This window comes from Mesorhizobium ciceri biovar biserrulae WSM1271 (genome assembly GCF_000185905.1).
GTDB classification, from domain to species: Bacteria; Pseudomonadota; Alphaproteobacteria; order Rhizobiales; family Rhizobiaceae; genus Mesorhizobium; species Mesorhizobium ciceri.
On the sequence record NC_014923.1, the window covers coordinates 5348497 to 5363837 of the forward strand.

Annotated in this window: 15 protein-coding genes; 3 read left to right on the forward strand and 12 right to left on the reverse strand. The window is 62.8% G+C overall.

The genetic code is table 11. The features are described 5' to 3' along the window. A complete protein-coding gene (locus tag MESCI_RS26000) occupies positions 1 to 1329 on the forward strand; it encodes a dicarboxylate/amino acid:cation symporter (RefSeq protein WP_013532939.1) in 1329 nt (442 codons plus the stop codon). 67 nt (positions 1330 to 1396) lie between these two features. Here the strand turns inward: MESCI_RS26000 and MESCI_RS26005 are convergent, their stop codons facing one another. The 12 genes from MESCI_RS26005 to MESCI_RS26060 all read right to left on the reverse strand — a co-directional run bounded on the left by MESCI_RS26005 (position 1397) and on the right by MESCI_RS26060 (position 12994). Next, positions 1397 to 2425, reverse strand: coding sequence for an ROK family protein (locus MESCI_RS26005; protein WP_013532940.1), 1029 nt, complete (start codon positions 2423 to 2425; stop codon positions 1397 to 1399). Next, positions 2422 to 3144: a ribulose-phosphate 3-epimerase gene (locus MESCI_RS26010; protein WP_013532941.1), complete on the reverse strand. Its 723-nt coding sequence runs from the start codon at positions 3142 to 3144 to the stop codon at positions 2422 to 2424. Before MESCI_RS26010 ends, MESCI_RS26005 begins: the two co-directional genes overlap by 4 nt. Then, complete coding sequence (locus MESCI_RS26015; RefSeq protein ID WP_013532942.1) at positions 3141 to 3974, reverse strand: alpha/beta fold hydrolase; 834 nt, start codon at positions 3972 to 3974, stop codon at positions 3141 to 3143. The genes MESCI_RS26010 and MESCI_RS26015 overlap by 4 nt, the downstream gene beginning before the upstream one ends. Further along, positions 3974 to 4792: a sugar phosphate isomerase/epimerase family protein gene (locus MESCI_RS26020; RefSeq protein WP_013532943.1), complete on the reverse strand. Its 819-nt coding sequence runs from the start codon at positions 4790 to 4792 to the stop codon at positions 3974 to 3976. The genes MESCI_RS26015 and MESCI_RS26020 overlap by 1 nt, the downstream gene beginning before the upstream one ends. Beyond that, positions 4792 to 5868 (reverse strand): Gfo/Idh/MocA family protein, encoded by a 1077-nt coding sequence (locus MESCI_RS26025; protein WP_013532944.1) that lies wholly within the window; start codon positions 5866 to 5868, stop codon positions 4792 to 4794. Before MESCI_RS26025 ends, MESCI_RS26020 begins: the two co-directional genes overlap by 1 nt. Positions 5869 to 5879: 11 nt before the next feature. Beyond that, the gene (locus MESCI_RS26030) at positions 5880 to 6701 is read right to left on the reverse strand and encodes a sugar phosphate isomerase/epimerase family protein (protein ID WP_013532945.1); all 822 of its coding nucleotides are present in this window, start codon (positions 6699 to 6701) and stop codon (positions 5880 to 5882) included. Between the two features lie 63 nt (positions 6702 to 6764). Beyond that, positions 6765 to 7607 (reverse strand): carbohydrate ABC transporter permease, encoded by an 843-nt coding sequence (locus MESCI_RS26035; RefSeq protein WP_013532946.1) that lies wholly within the window; start codon positions 7605 to 7607, stop codon positions 6765 to 6767. A gap of 5 nt (positions 7608 to 7612) precedes the next feature. Further along, on the reverse strand, positions 7613 to 8509 hold the full coding sequence (locus MESCI_RS26040) for a carbohydrate ABC transporter permease (protein ID WP_013532947.1): 897 nt from the start codon (positions 8507 to 8509) through the stop codon (positions 7613 to 7615). A gap of 138 nt (positions 8510 to 8647) precedes the next feature. Continuing rightward, entirely contained in the window at positions 8648 to 9895 is a 1248-nt protein-coding gene (locus MESCI_RS26045) for an ABC transporter substrate-binding protein (protein WP_013532948.1), read from the reverse strand. 110 nt (positions 9896 to 10005) lie between these two features. After that, on the reverse strand, positions 10006 to 11151 hold the full coding sequence (locus tag MESCI_RS26050) for an ABC transporter ATP-binding protein (protein WP_013532949.1): 1146 nt from the start codon (positions 11149 to 11151) through the stop codon (positions 10006 to 10008). Between the two features lie 88 nt (positions 11152 to 11239). After that, positions 11240 to 12190: a PfkB family carbohydrate kinase gene (locus MESCI_RS26055; protein ID WP_013532950.1), complete on the reverse strand. Its 951-nt coding sequence runs from the start codon at positions 12188 to 12190 to the stop codon at positions 11240 to 11242. A gap of 3 nt (positions 12191 to 12193) precedes the next feature. Next, positions 12194 to 12994, reverse strand: a complete 801-nt coding sequence (locus MESCI_RS26060) for a beta/alpha barrel domain-containing protein (protein WP_013532951.1) — start codon at positions 12992 to 12994, stop codon at positions 12194 to 12196. Positions 12995 to 13156: 162 nt separating this feature from the next. On the opposite strand from MESCI_RS26060, the gene MESCI_RS26065 reads away from it, so the two are divergent. Then, entirely contained in the window at positions 13157 to 13918 is a 762-nt protein-coding gene (locus MESCI_RS26065; RefSeq protein ID WP_013532952.1) for a DeoR/GlpR family DNA-binding transcription regulator, read from the forward strand. Positions 13919 to 14185: 267 nt separating this feature from the next. Next, complete coding sequence (locus tag MESCI_RS26070) at positions 14186 to 15334, forward strand: Gfo/Idh/MocA family protein (RefSeq protein WP_013532953.1); 1149 nt, start codon at positions 14186 to 14188, stop codon at positions 15332 to 15334. The last annotated feature ends 7 nt before the right edge of the window (positions 15335 to 15341 follow it).

A 15341-nucleotide genomic window follows, 5' to 3' on the forward strand; every position in this document is an offset into this window, starting at 1 on the left:
ATGCACATCGCAGACCAATCACGCGCGCTTGCCGCGCAGCGCAAGCCTTTCTATGCCCAACTCTACGTGCAGGTGCTCGTCGCGATCACCGTCGGCATCCTGCTCGGCCATTTCTATCCGTCGGTCGGCGAGAGCATGAAGCCGCTCGGCGACGCCTTCATCAAGCTGGTCAAGATGATCATCGCCCCGGTCATCTTCCTGACCGTGACAACGGGCATTGCCGGCATGAGCGACCTGCAGAAGGTCGGGCGTGTTGCCGGCAAGGCGATGCTCTATTTCCTCACCTTTTCGACGTTGGCGCTGATCATCGGCCTTGTCGTCGCCAATGTCGTGCAGCCGGGCGCCGGCTTCAACATCGACCCGGCGACGCTCGACGCCTCGACCGTCAACACCTACGCCGCCAAGGCGCACGATCAGTCGGTCACCGGGTTCCTGATGAACATCATCCCGTCGACCATCGTCGGCGCCTTCGCCGACGGCGACATCCTGCAGGTCCTGTTCTTCTCGGTGCTGTTCGGCATCGCGCTGGCGCTGGTCGGCGACAAGGGCGAGCCCGTCCTCAATTTCCTGCAGGCGCTGACGACGCCGATCTTCAAGCTGGTCAGCGTGCTGATGAAGGCCGCCCCCATCGGTGCCTTCGGCGCCATGGCCTTCACCATCGGCAAATACGGCATCGGCGCGGTCATCAATCTCGCCATGCTGGTCGGCACCTTTTACGTGACGTCGTTCCTGTTCGTGTTCATCGTGCTGGGTGCGGTCTGCCGCTACAACGGATTCTCCATCCTGGCGCTGATCCGCTACATCAAGGAAGAGCTGCTTTTGGTGCTGGGCACCTCCTCGTCGGAGGCCGCCCTGCCCTCGCTGATGGAAAAGATGGAGAAGGCCGGCGCCAAGCGCTCGGTGGTCGGCCTGGTCATCCCGACCGGCTATTCCTTCAACCTCGACGGCACCAACATCTACATGACCTTGGCGGCGCTGTTCATTGCACAGGCGACCAACATCCACCTGTCGATGGGTGACCAGATCCTGCTGCTGCTGGTGGCCATGCTCTCGTCCAAGGGTGCCGCCGGCATCACCGGAGCGGGCTTCATCACCCTTGCCGCCACGCTGTCGGTGGTTCCGGCGGTGCCGGTCGCCGGTATGGCGCTGATCCTCGGCGTCGACCGCTTCATGTCGGAATGCCGGGCGCTGACCAACTTCGTTGGCAATGCCGTCGCCACGCTGGTGGTGGCGCGCTGGGAAGGCGAACTCGACGAGGCCAAGCTGGCGAGGGCGCTGGCGGGCACGGCTGACGACAGCCTGCCGGCGGATGTCGTCCCCGCCGAGTAACCACGCGTGGCTTATGCGTAAAAGGCCGGAGGCATGCTGCCTCCGGCCTTTGTCATGCAGTCGCACGTCAGACGGTGCCGATCTTGCTCAGTGGTGTGTCCGGATATGTGCTTGGGCCGACAGGCATGCGGGCGGCAATCGTGCCCTCGTCGTCGAACAGCACAAGGCTGGCGGCGCCGACGAGCCCAGCATGGCGGCCGAGCTGTGCTGGAACGACCGGTACGTCGCGATAGGCGCGCATGGCCCGCTGCCTGATGGTTGCCTCGATGGTCGGCGCCATCAGGTCGAGCCCATTGGCGATGCCGCCGCCGACGACCAGCACATCGGGCGAATAGAGATGTAACAGGTTGGTGAAGCCGACGCCCAGCCAGCGGGCTTCCTCGTCCAGCAAGGCCGAGGCAAGATCGTCGCGCAGCCGTGCCGCCTCGACGACGTGGCGGCCGGTCACCTCCGCATCCGCTGACAGGCGCCGCAAGGCAGAGCCGTCGCCGGCCGCCGTGGCGGCGGTGGCGCGGCGGCCGAGCGCGGTTCCCGAAGCGATGGCCTCGAAGCAGCCGATGACGCCGCACACGCAACGCTCGCCCTCATTGGTGATGGTCATGTGACCGATCTCGGCGGCAAGGCCACGGCGGCCATGCAGGATGCGCCCATCGACGACGACACCGCCGCCGATGCCGGTCGACACCGTGACAAAGACCAGCGAGCGAGCGCCATGGCCGGCGCCGAAGCGCCATTCGCCGAGCGCCGCGGCATTGGCGTCGTTCTCCAGACGGACCGGCAGGCCGAGCCGCCGCTCGAGGATGTCGGCAAGCGGTACATCCAGCCAGCCGGTGAGTGTCGGCGGGCCGACGGCGATGCCGGCCAGCGGATCAAGCGGTCCCGGCGCACCGACACCGACGCCGACGACCGACAGTGCCGGGGCTTCGGCATGGACGGTCGCCGCCAGCGCCTCGATCTGGCCGATCACCACGTCTGGACCGGCCTGCGCCTGCGTCGGCACCGCCGCGAATGCCAGGATCTTGCCTTCGCGGTCGACCAAGGCGGCGCGAAGCTCCGTCCCGCCAAGATCGATCGCAAGGGCGGCTTCCGTTGTCATGCCGCGACCTTCAAGCCGTGCAGCCAGCCGATGCGGCCGGCGAGGTCCTTGTCACCGAAGGCGAGCGAACCGAGAACCACGGTTTCGGCGCCGGCGGCACGCAGCAACGGCACGGTCTCGTGGCGGATGCCGCCGTCGGCGGCCAGAACCACTTGCGCCTCACGGCCGGCCTTTCTCAGGATAGCGCGGGTAGCGCCCAGCCTGTCGCAGGCCTTGTCCGACAGGCTCTGTCCCTTGACGCCGATTGCGGTTCCAAGAAGCGTTACGAAGGCGACTTCCGGGACGAAGGCCGTCACCGCTTCCACAGGCGTCTCCAGCCTGAGCACGACGCCCGCCTCGGCGCCGAGCTCCCGCGCCAGCCGCACGGCGCGCAATCCCGCCTCGCCATTCTCGGCATGGACGCTGATCATGTCGGCGCCGGCTTCGATGAACTGGCGCGTCTGCGCCTCGACGATTGCTTCATCGACCATCAGGTGGACATGGATCGGCTTGGCCGTCAGCCCGGCGATGCGGGCGACGAGGTCGGGGAAGAACAGGAAGGACGGGGCGAAATGACCGTCCGCCACATCGATATGATGAAGATCGACATAGGGTTCGATGCGCTTCAAGTCGTTCTCGAAATTGGCAAGATTGGCAGACCAGAGCGAGAATTCGGCGATCATGCGATCGCGTGGCAGTTCGGCGATGGCGGCCGGGCCGGAGAGAGATTTCGAGATCATGATTGGTCCTGCTTGTCAAAATTTGTGTTGAGAAAGCTGCCGATGGCGGCGCGGATTTCGGCGAAATGGCGCTCCTTGTCGGTGGCCTTCGGCGTCACCTCGACAAAGGCGGCATTGGGGATGGTGTCTGCAAGGCTGCGCGCGGTGGCCAGCGGATGGACGAGATCGATGCCGCTGCCGATGACGAGTGTCGGGAGCGCGAGGCCGGCGGCCGCTGCCCGCGTCACGCCGGGCCCATCGTTTGCGATTGCTCGCATCACCTCGGCGAAAACATTCGCGTTGGCGCGCGCGAAGAAGCCGAGCAGGGAAGCAAGATTGTCCGGCGCTGCGGTTCGAAAGCGTGCGGCCGTCGCGGAGGCCGCGAAGATATCTCGCGCGTCATCCAGCGGACGGCTGAGGATGAGCTCCGCCACTTCCACGTAAGGGCGCATGTTTTGCGGTGCCGCGTCGAAAGCCCAGGCAGGGCGAACAAGCACCAGACCTGTGACCCTATCCGGGTGCCGGGCCGCAAGCCGCAAGGCGATTGCCGCGCCCATCGAGATGCCGCCGGCGACGAAACGGTCGAGGCCGACCGCATCCGCGGCGGCCAGCACATCATCGGCGAACATCGCGATCGAAAACGGCCGTGTCGTGCCGGCGCCAGAGCTGCCCTGAGCGCGGCATTCGACGGTCAGTCGGCGGCATGAGGGACCATCGGGAAAGTTCTGCGCCACTTGTGCCGCATCACCGCCGAGGCCGTGCTGGAAGACGACGGGAGGCCTGCCCTGCCCCGTGTCGAAGACACGAAGCGATGCATCGTCGCGAAGCAGGATCGTTGGCGCGGCGACCATCAGAGGAGTCCCCGCAGAAAGGCTGCGACGCCGGGGGCTTCATCGGCGGACAGCCCGTGGGTGACGAGCGATCCGTCGAAGCCCGCTGCCTTCAGCCGTGAAACAAAATGCGGAAAATCGACGATGCCTTGTCCGGCGGTGGCAAAGCGGCCGTCACCAGAGCGATCCTTGGCGTGCGCCATGGCGATATGGCCGGCAGCCTCGTCGATCGCGGCGGCGACGATGGCGCGCGCTTCGTGTTGCGTCGCGTGCTCGAACAGGTTCGCCGGATCGAGCACGATCTTCAGATGCTTCGATCCCATTTCGGCGATCAGCCTGGTCGCGTCCCTGGCCGAGGTAACGATGTTGGCCTGCTCGGGCTCGACGCCGAGATCGACGCCGGCGTCTTCGGCAAGCGCCAGCGCTTTCTCCATCTCGGCGGCCATGTCGGACCAGGCGGCCGGCGTGCTATTGTCGGGATGATACGCCCATTGATCGGCGGCATTGCGCGAGCCGGTGCAGAGCGTGACCAGCGGAATACCGAGGGCCGCCGCCGTCTCGATGACGACGGCAAGACGGCGAAGACCATCGTCGCGCACAGCCTTGTCGGGATGCGCCATGTTGTAGGTGCCCGACAGCGCGGCCAGCGAAACGCCTGACGATCGCACTGCGGCACGGACGGAAGCGATGGCATCTGCCGGCACGACATCCGGCATCGACGGCAGGCCGGCGCAGGCGAGATTGAACTGCGTCGTCTCATAGCCAGCCTGCTTAACCGCCGTCAGCACGGCAGCCGGCTCTGTGCCGGCAAATGTCTTGGCGAAAATGCCGAGACGCATCAGACCGCTCCCGAAACCGAGGCGAGTTCGACCCGTTCACCTGTCTCGACCGAACGCGCGATGGCGACCATGGCGCGGATCGAGGCGATGCCGTCCTCGACATTGGCGCCGCGCATCGGCGTGCCGTTCAGGACTGTATCCGCTAGGCCTTCCAGTTGGCGGCGGAAGAAGTGGCCGTCGGCGCCGAGCGGCTTGTGGGCGGTGGCGGTCTTCTCGTGAAATATCTCGACCTCGCTGGCGCGGAAGTACCAGGGGTTGAAGGTTTTCGCGATGACGGAGCCGTTCTCGCCATAGAGCTGAAAACCTTCGTGCCAGTCCATGCGCACGGCAACGGTCAGGTCGAGATGCCCGAGCGCGCCGCTGGCGAACTCGGTCTCGACGAACCAGCAATAGGCGCCGAATTTCTCATTGAGGCGGGCGCGCACGGCAACGATATCGCCGCACAGGAAACGCGCCGTGTCGACGAGATGCGAGCCGTGCGCCAGCATGAAATATTGCCTGAGATCAGCCTTGGGATTGCCGGTCGGCTTCTTCGCCAGCTTGCTGGTGACCGGCAGCGGCTGAATGGCATCGGTGTTGGTGTAGCGATGGGTGGAATCGCAGTACCAGGCCTTCAGCGCCAGCACCTCGCCGATCTCGTCGCGCACGAAGTCGCGCGCCGCCTCCAGCGCCGGGTCGAAGCGCTTCATGTGACCGACCTGCAGGACCTTGCCCGAGCGCCTGACCGCCTGCGCCAGTGCCTCGCCTTCCTCCACCGAGGTGCCGATCGGCTTTTCGCACAGGACATGCTTTCCCGCATCGAGCGCCTTGATCGACATCGGCACGTGATAGGCGTCCGACGTGGCGACGATCACCGCTTCCAGTTCGGGATCGGCGAGCATGGCGTCGTAGTCGGCATACATCTTTTGCGGCTCGTAGGTGGCGCCCATGCGGGCGAGCAGATCGGGTGCCGCGTCGCAGATGGCGTAGAGGTCGGCATTCCCAGCCTTCACGCAGGATTGCAGATGCGCGAACTGCGCGATGGGGCCGCAGCCGAGCACACCGACCCTGAGGCGTCTGTCTTGTTTCTTGATCATCGTCTCGTTCTTCAGGCGCCCAAGCTGCGCATTGTCTGGCGGTTGGTTTTTACCGCGCCGGCGGGATCGGCGGCGGCCGTTTCGGATTCCTCCTCCAGCACCAGCCAGCCGTTGAAGCGCGGTGCGGTGTTGGCGATCTCGATCACCGCCGGCGTGTCGCAGACGCCCTTGCCGAGCATGGCCCAGGTGCCGTTGGCATCGACGTCCTTGAGGTGGATGTAGCGGATGCGGTCGCGGTAGGTGCGCAGCGTATCGGACATGTCCTTGTGGCCGCGCAGTATATGGCCGGTATCCGGTACCCAGCCGACCAGGTCGGGGTCGAGCAAGGCAAAGATCGCGTCGTAATCGGCGCGGTCGAACAGCAGCGTGTTGTGGTGCGAGCTGGGATGCACCGCAACCTGGACCCCGGCCTTGCGTCCGATCTCGCCGGCGTTGTTGTAGACATCGGCCGCGATGGCGAACTTCTCGTCGCGCGGCCCGTCGGACACCACCGTCGCCGAGCCCATCGAGACCAGCGCGCCCGGGAACGCAGCCGCGAAGCCGATCCAGCGTTTGACGGTCTCGAGATCGTCGCCGATCTTCTCCTTCAGCGTAAAGCCACTGTTCGAGCCAAAGGCGAAAGAAACCAGCGTCAGCCCCGACGTCTTCAGCGCGGCGGCGAACTCCTCCGGCTTGTCGCCATAATGTCCGATCATGGTGTCGGTGATCTCGATGCCGGCATAGCCACCGTCAGAGATCGCCCTCAGCAGATCGTCGGGGCCGCCGGTGAACCGGTCTCCCAGCATTTCCCAGGTGAAGGTCTGGCAGCCGACTTTGAGGTCTTTCACGTTCATCCTTTCAATCCTTGATACCGCTTATTGATTGATGCCACCCTGCGTCGCCGTGGGATGAACATCCTACTTGACCGAGCCCGCGGTCATGCCGGCGAGGAAGTACCTCTGGGCAACGAGGTAGATGAGCAAGAGCGGTAGCGAGCCGAGCACGCTCATCGCCATCATCTGGTTCCATTCGAAGGCATGCTGCCCCATCAACAGCTGGATGCCGATCGGGACGGTTCGCATGGACGTCGATTTCGTCAGCGTCAGCGCAAAGAGAAATTCGTTCCAGCACAACAGGAAGGTGTAGACCGACGTCGCCACGATACCAGGCAGTGAAATCGGGACAATCACCCGCCAAAGCGCGGTCCAGCTGCTGCCGCCGTCGACAGCCACGGCTTCATCGAGATCGCGGGGCAAGGTGTTCAGATATCCCGTCATCAGCAGGATCGCGTAGGGCAGCGTAAACACCAGGTAGGTCAGGATCAGCGCGACGTAGGTATCGAAGATACCGTATGAGACGACAAGCCCGAAGAAGGGGATCAAAAGTGTGATCGGCGGAATCGTCTGCGTGCTGATGATGATTGTGTTCAGGCTGCCCTTGCCGCGGAAATTGAAGCGGCTGAACCCGTAGGCCGCCAGCAAGGCGATCAGCACCGTCAGCACGGTCACCGCTCCCGCCACGAAATAGCTGTTGAAGAAGAAGCGCAGCTTTACCGGGTCGCCAAGGATGGCTGCATACGCTTCCAGCGTGAACGCCTTTGGCAGGATGGTTGGTGGCAGGGCAAAGATTTCGGTATTCGATTTGAACGAGCTGCTCAGCATCCAGTAGATCGGGAATGCCGCGAAAAAGAGCCCTGCTGCAAGCGCTACATGGAGCGCCACGGTGATCAGCCTGTCTTTCGGCGTGTGCCTTTTCCTCATGGTGATTACCGAGCCTTTTGATAGCGAATATAGAACAGCGTCAGGCCGAGAGAGATCAGCAGGATGACCACGGCGCTGGCCGAAGCCTGCGACAGGTTGTAGCTCGAAAATGCCAGCTTGTACGTGTAGGTGCTGAGGACCTCGGTCGAGTAGATCGGGCCACCGCCCGTCGTTATCCAGATTAGCGGGAAGACCTGCATGGTCCAGATGAAGTCGAGCAGCGAGATGCTGATGATGATCGGCATCAGCTGCGGAATGGTGATGAAGATCAGCTTCTGGTAGGCTTTCGCCCCGTCGATATCGGCGGCCTCGTAGAAATCCTTGGGAATGCCCTGCAAACCCGCGAGCAAACTGACCATGAAGAGCGGGTAGCCCGCCCAGATATTGGCAAAAGTGACTGCATGCAGCGCGGTCTCAGGCGAGGAAAACCATTCGACCTTGGAACCGATGATGCCGATTTGCATGAGAATACTGTTCACGACACCGTTCGGCTCAAGCAGGAGGCGCCAGATCACGGCGATGATCACCGCGGTGAACAGCCAGGGCAGTATGTAGAGCACGCGCAGAATGTTGCGCAGCGCCGGATTGATGCGGTCGCTGTTCAGCATGAGCGCGAAGACCATGCCGATGGTCATGTGGAAAATGACACTCATGCATGTGAAGTAGAGCGTGTGCCACAGCGAAGCCCAGAACACGGGGTCGTCGAAGATCGCCTGGTAGTGCTTCAGTCCGGCAAAGGATGGGTCACGACGCAGCACCGCGCTGTTCTGGAACGAGTAGGCAATCACCGTCACCATCGGCAGCAGCATCAGGAGCCCGATTATGAGCAGCGAGGGCGACAGATAGAGGTAGGGTGCGACCGCTCGTTTGAGCTTGTGGTGGGAGCGCTTTTGCCGGGTCATGTGCCAACCTTGGGATACGCCTTCAAGGGAAGGTAAGCTTTCAAAAACAAGTCCACTCAGAATGCCGATCCGTTGTTGCCGGGTGGCCTGCCCGAAGTCAGGTCACCCGGTCGAAGACAGCAAACGGGAACAGGCCGATCAGAATTTCGCCATCCAGCCCTTCTGAGCGGCGGCGGCTGCTTGTTCCGGAGACTGCTCGCCGGCGAGCATCTTCTGGGCTTGCACGTCGAACTGGGTCATCAGGTCTTCAGCCACCGGCAGGCCCGTGAACTCATTGGCGAGATGACCGGTCTTGAAGATTTCAAAAGCCTTGCCGAAAGCCTTGTCCGAGGTCACGAAATCGGGCTTGGCGTTGACGTTGCCCGGGAAGGCGTTTGCAAGCGACACGAGCTTGGCGTTGACCTTTTCACTCATCAGATATTGGACGAGTTTCCAGGCCTCTTCCTGATGTTTCGAAGCCGCAGAGATGCCGATGCCCCAGGAGGCATAGGGAAGGCCGCGCTTGCCGGTATAGTTTTCCACGACAGGGACCGGAATGAGGTCGAAGTTCAGCTTGGGATTGCGCTCGCGGATGAGGTTCACATGCGCGAGCGAGTCGATCATCATCCCGACGCGGTTGTTGACGAACTCCTCGACCTTTTCCTGCTCGGTCTTGGTGGCGATGCCGGGCGAGATGGTGCCGGCGTCATTGAGTGATTTGACGAAAGTGAGCATATCCACCACCGGTTTGCCCTCAAGGTCCGGCTTGCCGCTCGCCATCATCGACTGGCCCGAAGCCCAAACCCACGACATCATGTCGTTCTGGACGCCGGATGGCGTTTGCAGCGACAGGGGCAGCACCCAGCCATACTGGTTCTGGTCGGCGTGCGTCATCTTCTTGGCGGCTTCGAGAAACTCCGCACGGGTCGACGGCAGCTTGGTCACGCCCGCCTTGGCGGCGAGGTCCAAATTCACGAAGACCGGATAGACGAACGAAGCCACGGGAAACATCACGGCCTTGCCGTCCACCTTGATGATATCCGCGACCTGGCTCTTGTCGAAACCGCTTGCATCCATCATCGGATTCATGTCGGCGAGTGCGCCCTGCGCATTCAGATTGTTCACCCAGGCGCCGTCGAGACCGACGACGTCGCTGAGCGTTCCGGTTGCAGCACCAACCGAGATCTGGTCTCGCGTGGTAGCGTAGGGGCCGCTGACCAGCGTCACCTTGATTCCGGGGTTTGCCGCCTCGAACTCATCCATGATTGACCTGAGCGAGCCAGCCGGCAATTCGGGCTCCCACCATTGGGTGAATTCCAGCGTCGTATCCGCCATGGCGCCGGTTGCGCCAAGCAACCATGCGGCCGCGGCTATTTTCAGCATCGCGGGTTTAATACGAAACGTCATTTTCTCCTCCTTCTTTATATTCGCCCGCACAATGCGGCCGATCGTCTGATTATTCAGAAGTCTTCTTACGCAGGCGCCTCACCTTCGCCCGCGGGTCTTATCGCTGATATTCAGATTGCCAGATGCGTCTCGGGGTCGAAGAAATGGAGCTTGGCATCATCCAGGGCCAAGCTGATTTCCGAGCCGGAGCGGACTGTGCTGACCGGTTCGAATTTCGCCACCGCATTCGACGCCAGGCCGAAATCCTGCACCGCGTCAGGGTCGCCGGAGTCCACCCGGACCGCGTCGATGTTGAGATGGACGATTTGTTCGGATCCGAGTTCTTCGATCGAGGTCACCTTTGCCGGTATCGTCTGATACTTGCGGCCGGATTCGAGACTGCTGTCATAGAGATCCTCCGGTCGTATCCCGAACACGACCTTGCGCCCCGCATACGACCTCAAGCCCGGCCTGCGCACGAAGGCTGCATCCTGCAGCCGGATGGCCAAGGCGCCGGACATCAGTTCGTCGCCCGTCAGGGTTGCCTCGAAAAGATTCATCGAAGGAGACCCGATGAAGCCAGCAACGAAAGCGTTCACCGGCGATTCATAGAGCCTCTTGGGCGCGTCGACCTGCTGCAGCACGCCGCCTTTCAACACCGCGACCCTGTCGCCCATCGTCATGGCTTCGGTTTGGTCGTGGGTCACATATATGGTCGTTACGCCGAGCTGCTTTTGCAGCCTGGTGATTTCGGCGCGCATTTGAACACGCAGTTTCGCGTCCAGATTGGAAAGGGGTTCGTCCATGAGAAAGGCTGCCGGCGCGCGCACCATGGCGCGGCCCATGGCAACCCTTTGACGCTGTCCACCTGAAAGGTTCGCGGGTTTGCTGTCCAGCAGAGACGTCAGTTGAAGGGTTTTGGCGATCTCGTCCACGCGCTTTTTGCGCTCGGCCTTCGGCTTGCCTGCCAGCCGCATCGAAAAGCCAATGTTTTCGAACACGGTCATATGCGGGTAGAGAGCGTAGCTCTGGAAGACCATCGCGATGTCGCGATCCTTGGGCGGCATGTCGACGACGTCTATTCCGCCGATCCGGAGGCTGCCGCTGGTGACGTCCTCCAATCCCGCGATCATCCGCAACGCGGTGGATTTGCCACAGCCGGACGGCCCGACGAGAATCAAGAACTCGCCGTCCTTGACCGACAGGTTCAATTGGTCGATTGCGTGAAAATTGTTCCCGTATGTCTTGCAGATATTCTCAAGAACGACTTCTGCCATATTCCTCCCTCCACAAGTCTAAGCCATTGATTCTTATGATTGTCCTCGGCTTACGTTCACCTGCGAAATTTTCCTCGGATAGTTCAGGCTATGTTCCGGTATCAAGCCGCGCATATTTCAGTTCGACTGCCGACGGCGCGTTCGTCGATGCCAGGAGTTCCTTGACCTGGTCGTCGGTCGGAAGCGCCTCGCGCCCGCCCCGCCCCGTTATCGAAAGGGCCGCCGCCGCGGCCGCGAATGCGACCCGGCCTCCGGTGTCGGCCCCGCGCGTCAATGCAAGGGCATAGGCGCCATGAAAGCAGTCACCGGCGCCGGTCGAGTCGACGACGGCAACCCGGTGCGGAGGCAGGTGCCAGAGCCCTGTCTCGTCGCGTCCGCGATAGAAGACGCCTCTGCCGCCATCCGTCAGAACCACGGCGGACCGCGACGGCAACCACAATGCATCGAGTATCTCGGCCGGAGCCTGGCGGCCGGTGGCGGTCCGCGCAAAGCCGAGCGGAAGAATGAGATGGTCGCAGAGCCCGATCAGTCTCTCGGTGGCCGGGCCGTGGCTCCATTCGACATCGCCGAGGATCGCAAGGCCGAGATCGCGAGCCCGAGCCACGACATCCAGCGACCCGATCCCGTAACTGTCGACGATCAGGACAGTCGCGCGGCTGAGAACCTCGTCCGGAAAGTCCGGCGCGGTGCCCAGCATCGCTTCGTCGTCGTACGCGATGAACCGCTCCCCATCCGAACCGACGGTGATCCGCGAGCGCACCGGGCGCGCGTGCGGGTGGCGCGGCGCGAACGCGGTTTCAACGCCGCTCGCAACGAGATCGCACAACACGGCGTCGTCGGCGGCACTGCCCAGCCATCCGACGAACCCGGCGCTTCCGCCGAGCCGCGCGACGGCGGCAAGTGCCGTCGCGACGTTTCCCCCGAAAGCTCGGGCACTTTGCAAAACCTTCCCCTTGCCCGCCGACAACGGCTGATCGACATAGACGATGTCGTCGATCGCAATAGCTCCGAAGCCGAGGATTGAAGGGACGGCGGGCATCGTTCAGGCACCGGCCTTCGCCAAGGCGTCTTGCGCCGAAAGGCCTTCATGGATGACGCCCCGAAAGGCGATCGCTGCCTTTTCCGGATCGCCGTGCCCCCATAGATTGCGGCCCACCACGGCACCGCGCGCGCCTGCACGGATGGCGTCCGCCGTCTGCTGAAGGGCGCCGAGCAGCGTGTCGGTCTTCGGACCTCCGGCGATCACAACCGGCACCGGGCAGGTCCGAACGGTCTCTCGGAACGACTCGAAATCGCCCGTGTAACCGATCTTGATCACATCGACGCCGGACTCGTAGCCGATGCGTGCCGCATAGGCGATCTCGTCGGGGGTGAAGACGATTTTTGCCCCGTCGGTGAAATCGCGAGGGTAGATATGCGCCACCACCGGCATGCCGTAACGAGCCGCCGCGTTCACCGAATCGGTCAGCCAGCGTATGTATTTTCCCTCGGTCGCGCCGCGCACCGGAATGGCCACGGCCAACGCATCGGCGCCGGCGCGCACCGCATCCTCGGGCGTTGCAATCAGCTCACTGATGCGATCGTCTGGGGTGAAGCAGCCGGCCTGGATCACCAGGGAAGCCTTGCCCGCATATTGCGGCCACAGATGGCGCGCGGTGCCAGGCTGGATGCTGACGTAGTCGGGTTTGCCTACCATGACGCGTGCAAGCGCACCCGGCAGGTCGGCAAGACCTCCTTTGCGCACGTCGCCATAGCCGACAAAGTGGTCGACCGCGCCGCCAAAAAGATTCCCCGATGGATGTGAGAAGAGGCGCGCCAGGCGCACCTTGGTTCCGAGGCTCATGAGTCCAAAACTCTCCAATTGATTGATTTCAAAATCCTGGATCCAGTGTTTGCGAAAGAAATAACAAATGCAATCTTTCGAAATCTTTCGAATTCGCCTATTTTTGGTAGAGTGAACCGAGGCCAGGGCGATCGCTTGGCGCATGGGGGCAAGGACAGGCCAATGTTGTCAGAGCAGAGACGCCAATCGATCCTGGGTGAAGTGCAACGCAGCGGGCAGGTTCGCATCAAGGACCTGTCAGACGATTTTGGCGTGTCGGAAGTCACGGTGCGCTCCGACCTCGAGATACTGGATCGCAAGGGACTGCTGACCAAGACCCGCGGAGGCGCGGTGACCCGGACCACGGATTCGACCACGGCCGCGTTCGCCCGGCGGATGCAAACAAACCTCGATGCAAAGAAACGCATCGCCCGGGCAGCGATAGACCTGTTCGAGGACAACCAATCGGTCATCTTCGATGGCGGCTCGACATTGATGCAGGTTGCCATGCTGTTACCGCCGCTCAGCAATGTCGTGGTCGCGGCCACGGCGATGAATATCGTGCAGCATCTGATGCATCGGCCCGGGCTCGACGTTCACATGATCGGCGGCCGGGTCTATCCGGACACGGTAAGCACGCTGATCACCGATGCCGACACGGCTCTCGGCGGCTTGGTAGCGCATCAGGTCTTTGTTGGAGCGCATGCGATTGACTCGTCACTGGATGTGGTCGACGTGAACGAAGACATGGCGCGAACCAAGCGAAACCTCGTGCGCATGGCCCGGCGCGTTGTCCTCCTTGCGGATTCGAGCAAATGGGGCGTCAGCGGAACCTCCAAGGCCTTTTCGCTGTCGAGCGTCGATGTCGTGATCACCGACGATGGCCTGTCCGGCCCAATACGCAGCCAGCTTGATAGGACAGGGGCCAAGGTGATCTATGCCTGACCCCGTCGAGGTCCCTGGCCGCGGCGGAAATGTCCGATGCGCGCATGACCCACGGCATCCGCATCGGCGGTCGGCCGTTTTTTCATGTCGGTCATTTTCTCCTCCCAGGACTGGCAGCCTCCCGATATCGCGCCAGCATTTTCGCATGTTGTATAAAAATTTTACGCGCGTCAATATTTAAAATGTTGTATAGCCCTTTGCGAAGGCGATCCGTTACTTCTGGGCGGATTCGGCAGACGGTGACCGCGTTGGGAGGTACGATCGAAAATGCACGGGATATCAACGACGAAACTCGGGATCGGCGTCATCGGATGCGGCAATATCTCGATGACCTATTTGCGCAATGCCGCTCTCTTCGGCGGCATCGAGTTGCGCGCCTGCGCCGATATCTCGGCCGACATGACGGCGCTGCGGGCGAAGGAATATGGCATACGGGCACTCGGCGTCGATGCACTGCTGGCCGACCCCGAGATCGATCTCGTCCTCAACCTGACCATTCCGGCGGCGCATTTCGACATTTCGTTTGCCGCCCTTTCGGCCGGCAAGCACGTCTTCACCGAAAAGCCGCTCGCCACCTCGGCCGCCGATGGACGGCGCCTGGTCGACGAGGCGCGGTCGCGCGGGCTGCTGCTCGGCTCGGCGCCCGACACCTTCCTTGGTGCAGCCGGACGCCGCGCCCGCCGGCTGATGGATGACGGCGCCATCGGCCGCCCGGTCACCGGCACCGCCTTCATGATGGGCCGCGGCATGGAGCACTGGCACCCCAACCCGCAGTTCTACTACCAGCCAGGCGGTGGCCCGGTGTTCGACATGGGCCCCTACTATCTGACCATGCTGGTCAATCTGCTCGGCCCGGTCGAACGCGTCATGGCGATGGCGACGCGCGGCCAGGAGGAGCGGCTGATCACTGCCGAAGGGCCATTCAAGAACACCACATTCAAGGTCGGCACGCCGACCAATGTGCTGTCGCTGCTGGAGTTCCGCTCCGGCGCAACCGTCACCTTCGGCGCCTCGTGGGACGTCTTTCGCCACTCCAACCATCCGATCGAACTGCACGGCACGGAAGGCTCGCTGCGCCTGCCCGACCCCGACACGTTCGGCGGCACCGTGTCGCTGTCGAAACGCGGCACCGACTGGAGGGATTTCGCCAGCGAAGGCGAACTCTATGGCGCCCGCAACTGGCCTTATGCGGCGCCCGATCGCGCCAATTACCGCATGCTCGGCGTCGCCGATCTGGTGCGCTCGCTTCAGACCGGCAACACGCCGCGCGCCTCCGGCAATCTGGCGCTGCATGTACTGGAGATCATGGAGGCTATCCTGCGCTCCGGTGAAACACAGGGCTCGGTCGCCATCGCGGGCGATGTCGTCCAGCCGGCCCTGCTGACCGAGGAAGAGGCGAGCGATCTGCTGGCCTGAGGGTATG

Excerpts from the sequence above, each read along its gene's own strand:
- MESCI_RS26020 (WP_013532943.1), bottom strand. The coding sequence starts at position 4,792 with ATGCGTCTCGGCATTTTCGCCAAGACATTTGCCGGCACAGAGCCGGCT.
- MESCI_RS26060 (WP_013532951.1), bottom strand. The coding sequence starts at position 12,994 with ATGAGCCTCGGAACCAAGGTGCGCCTGGCGCGCCTCTTCTCACATCCA.
- MESCI_RS26005 (WP_013532940.1), bottom strand. The coding sequence starts at position 2,425 with ATGACAACGGAAGCCGCCCTTGCGATCGATCTTGGCGGGACGGAGCTT.
- MESCI_RS26035 (WP_013532946.1), bottom strand. The coding sequence starts at position 7,607 with ATGAGGAAAAGGCACACGCCGAAAGACAGGCTGATCACCGTGGCGCTC.
- MESCI_RS26030 (WP_013532945.1), bottom strand. The coding sequence starts at position 6,701 with ATGAACGTGAAAGACCTCAAAGTCGGCTGCCAGACCTTCACCTGGGAA.
- MESCI_RS26015 (WP_013532942.1), bottom strand. The coding sequence starts at position 3,974 with ATGGTCGCCGCGCCAACGATCCTGCTTCGCGACGATGCATCGCTTCGT.
- MESCI_RS26045 (WP_013532948.1), bottom strand. The coding sequence starts at position 9,895 with ATGACGTTTCGTATTAAACCCGCGATGCTGAAAATAGCCGCGGCCGCA.
- MESCI_RS26010 (WP_013532941.1), bottom strand. The coding sequence starts at position 3,144 with ATGATCTCGAAATCTCTCTCCGGCCCGGCCGCCATCGCCGAACTGCCA.
- MESCI_RS26025 (WP_013532944.1), bottom strand. The coding sequence starts at position 5,868 with ATGATCAAGAAACAAGACAGACGCCTCAGGGTCGGTGTGCTCGGCTGC.
- MESCI_RS26040 (WP_013532947.1), bottom strand. The coding sequence starts at position 8,509 with ATGACCCGGCAAAAGCGCTCCCACCACAAGCTCAAACGAGCGGTCGCA.
- MESCI_RS26050 (WP_013532949.1), bottom strand. The coding sequence starts at position 11,151 with ATGGCAGAAGTCGTTCTTGAGAATATCTGCAAGACATACGGGAACAAT.
- MESCI_RS26070 (WP_013532953.1), top strand. The coding sequence starts at position 14,186 with ATGCACGGGATATCAACGACGAAACTCGGGATCGGCGTCATCGGATGC.
- MESCI_RS26065 (WP_013532952.1), top strand. The coding sequence starts at position 13,157 with ATGTTGTCAGAGCAGAGACGCCAATCGATCCTGGGTGAAGTGCAACGC.
- MESCI_RS26000 (WP_013532939.1), top strand. The coding sequence starts at position 1 with ATGCACATCGCAGACCAATCACGCGCGCTTGCCGCGCAGCGCAAGCCT.
- MESCI_RS26055 (WP_013532950.1), bottom strand. The coding sequence starts at position 12,190 with ATGCCCGCCGTCCCTTCAATCCTCGGCTTCGGAGCTATTGCGATCGAC.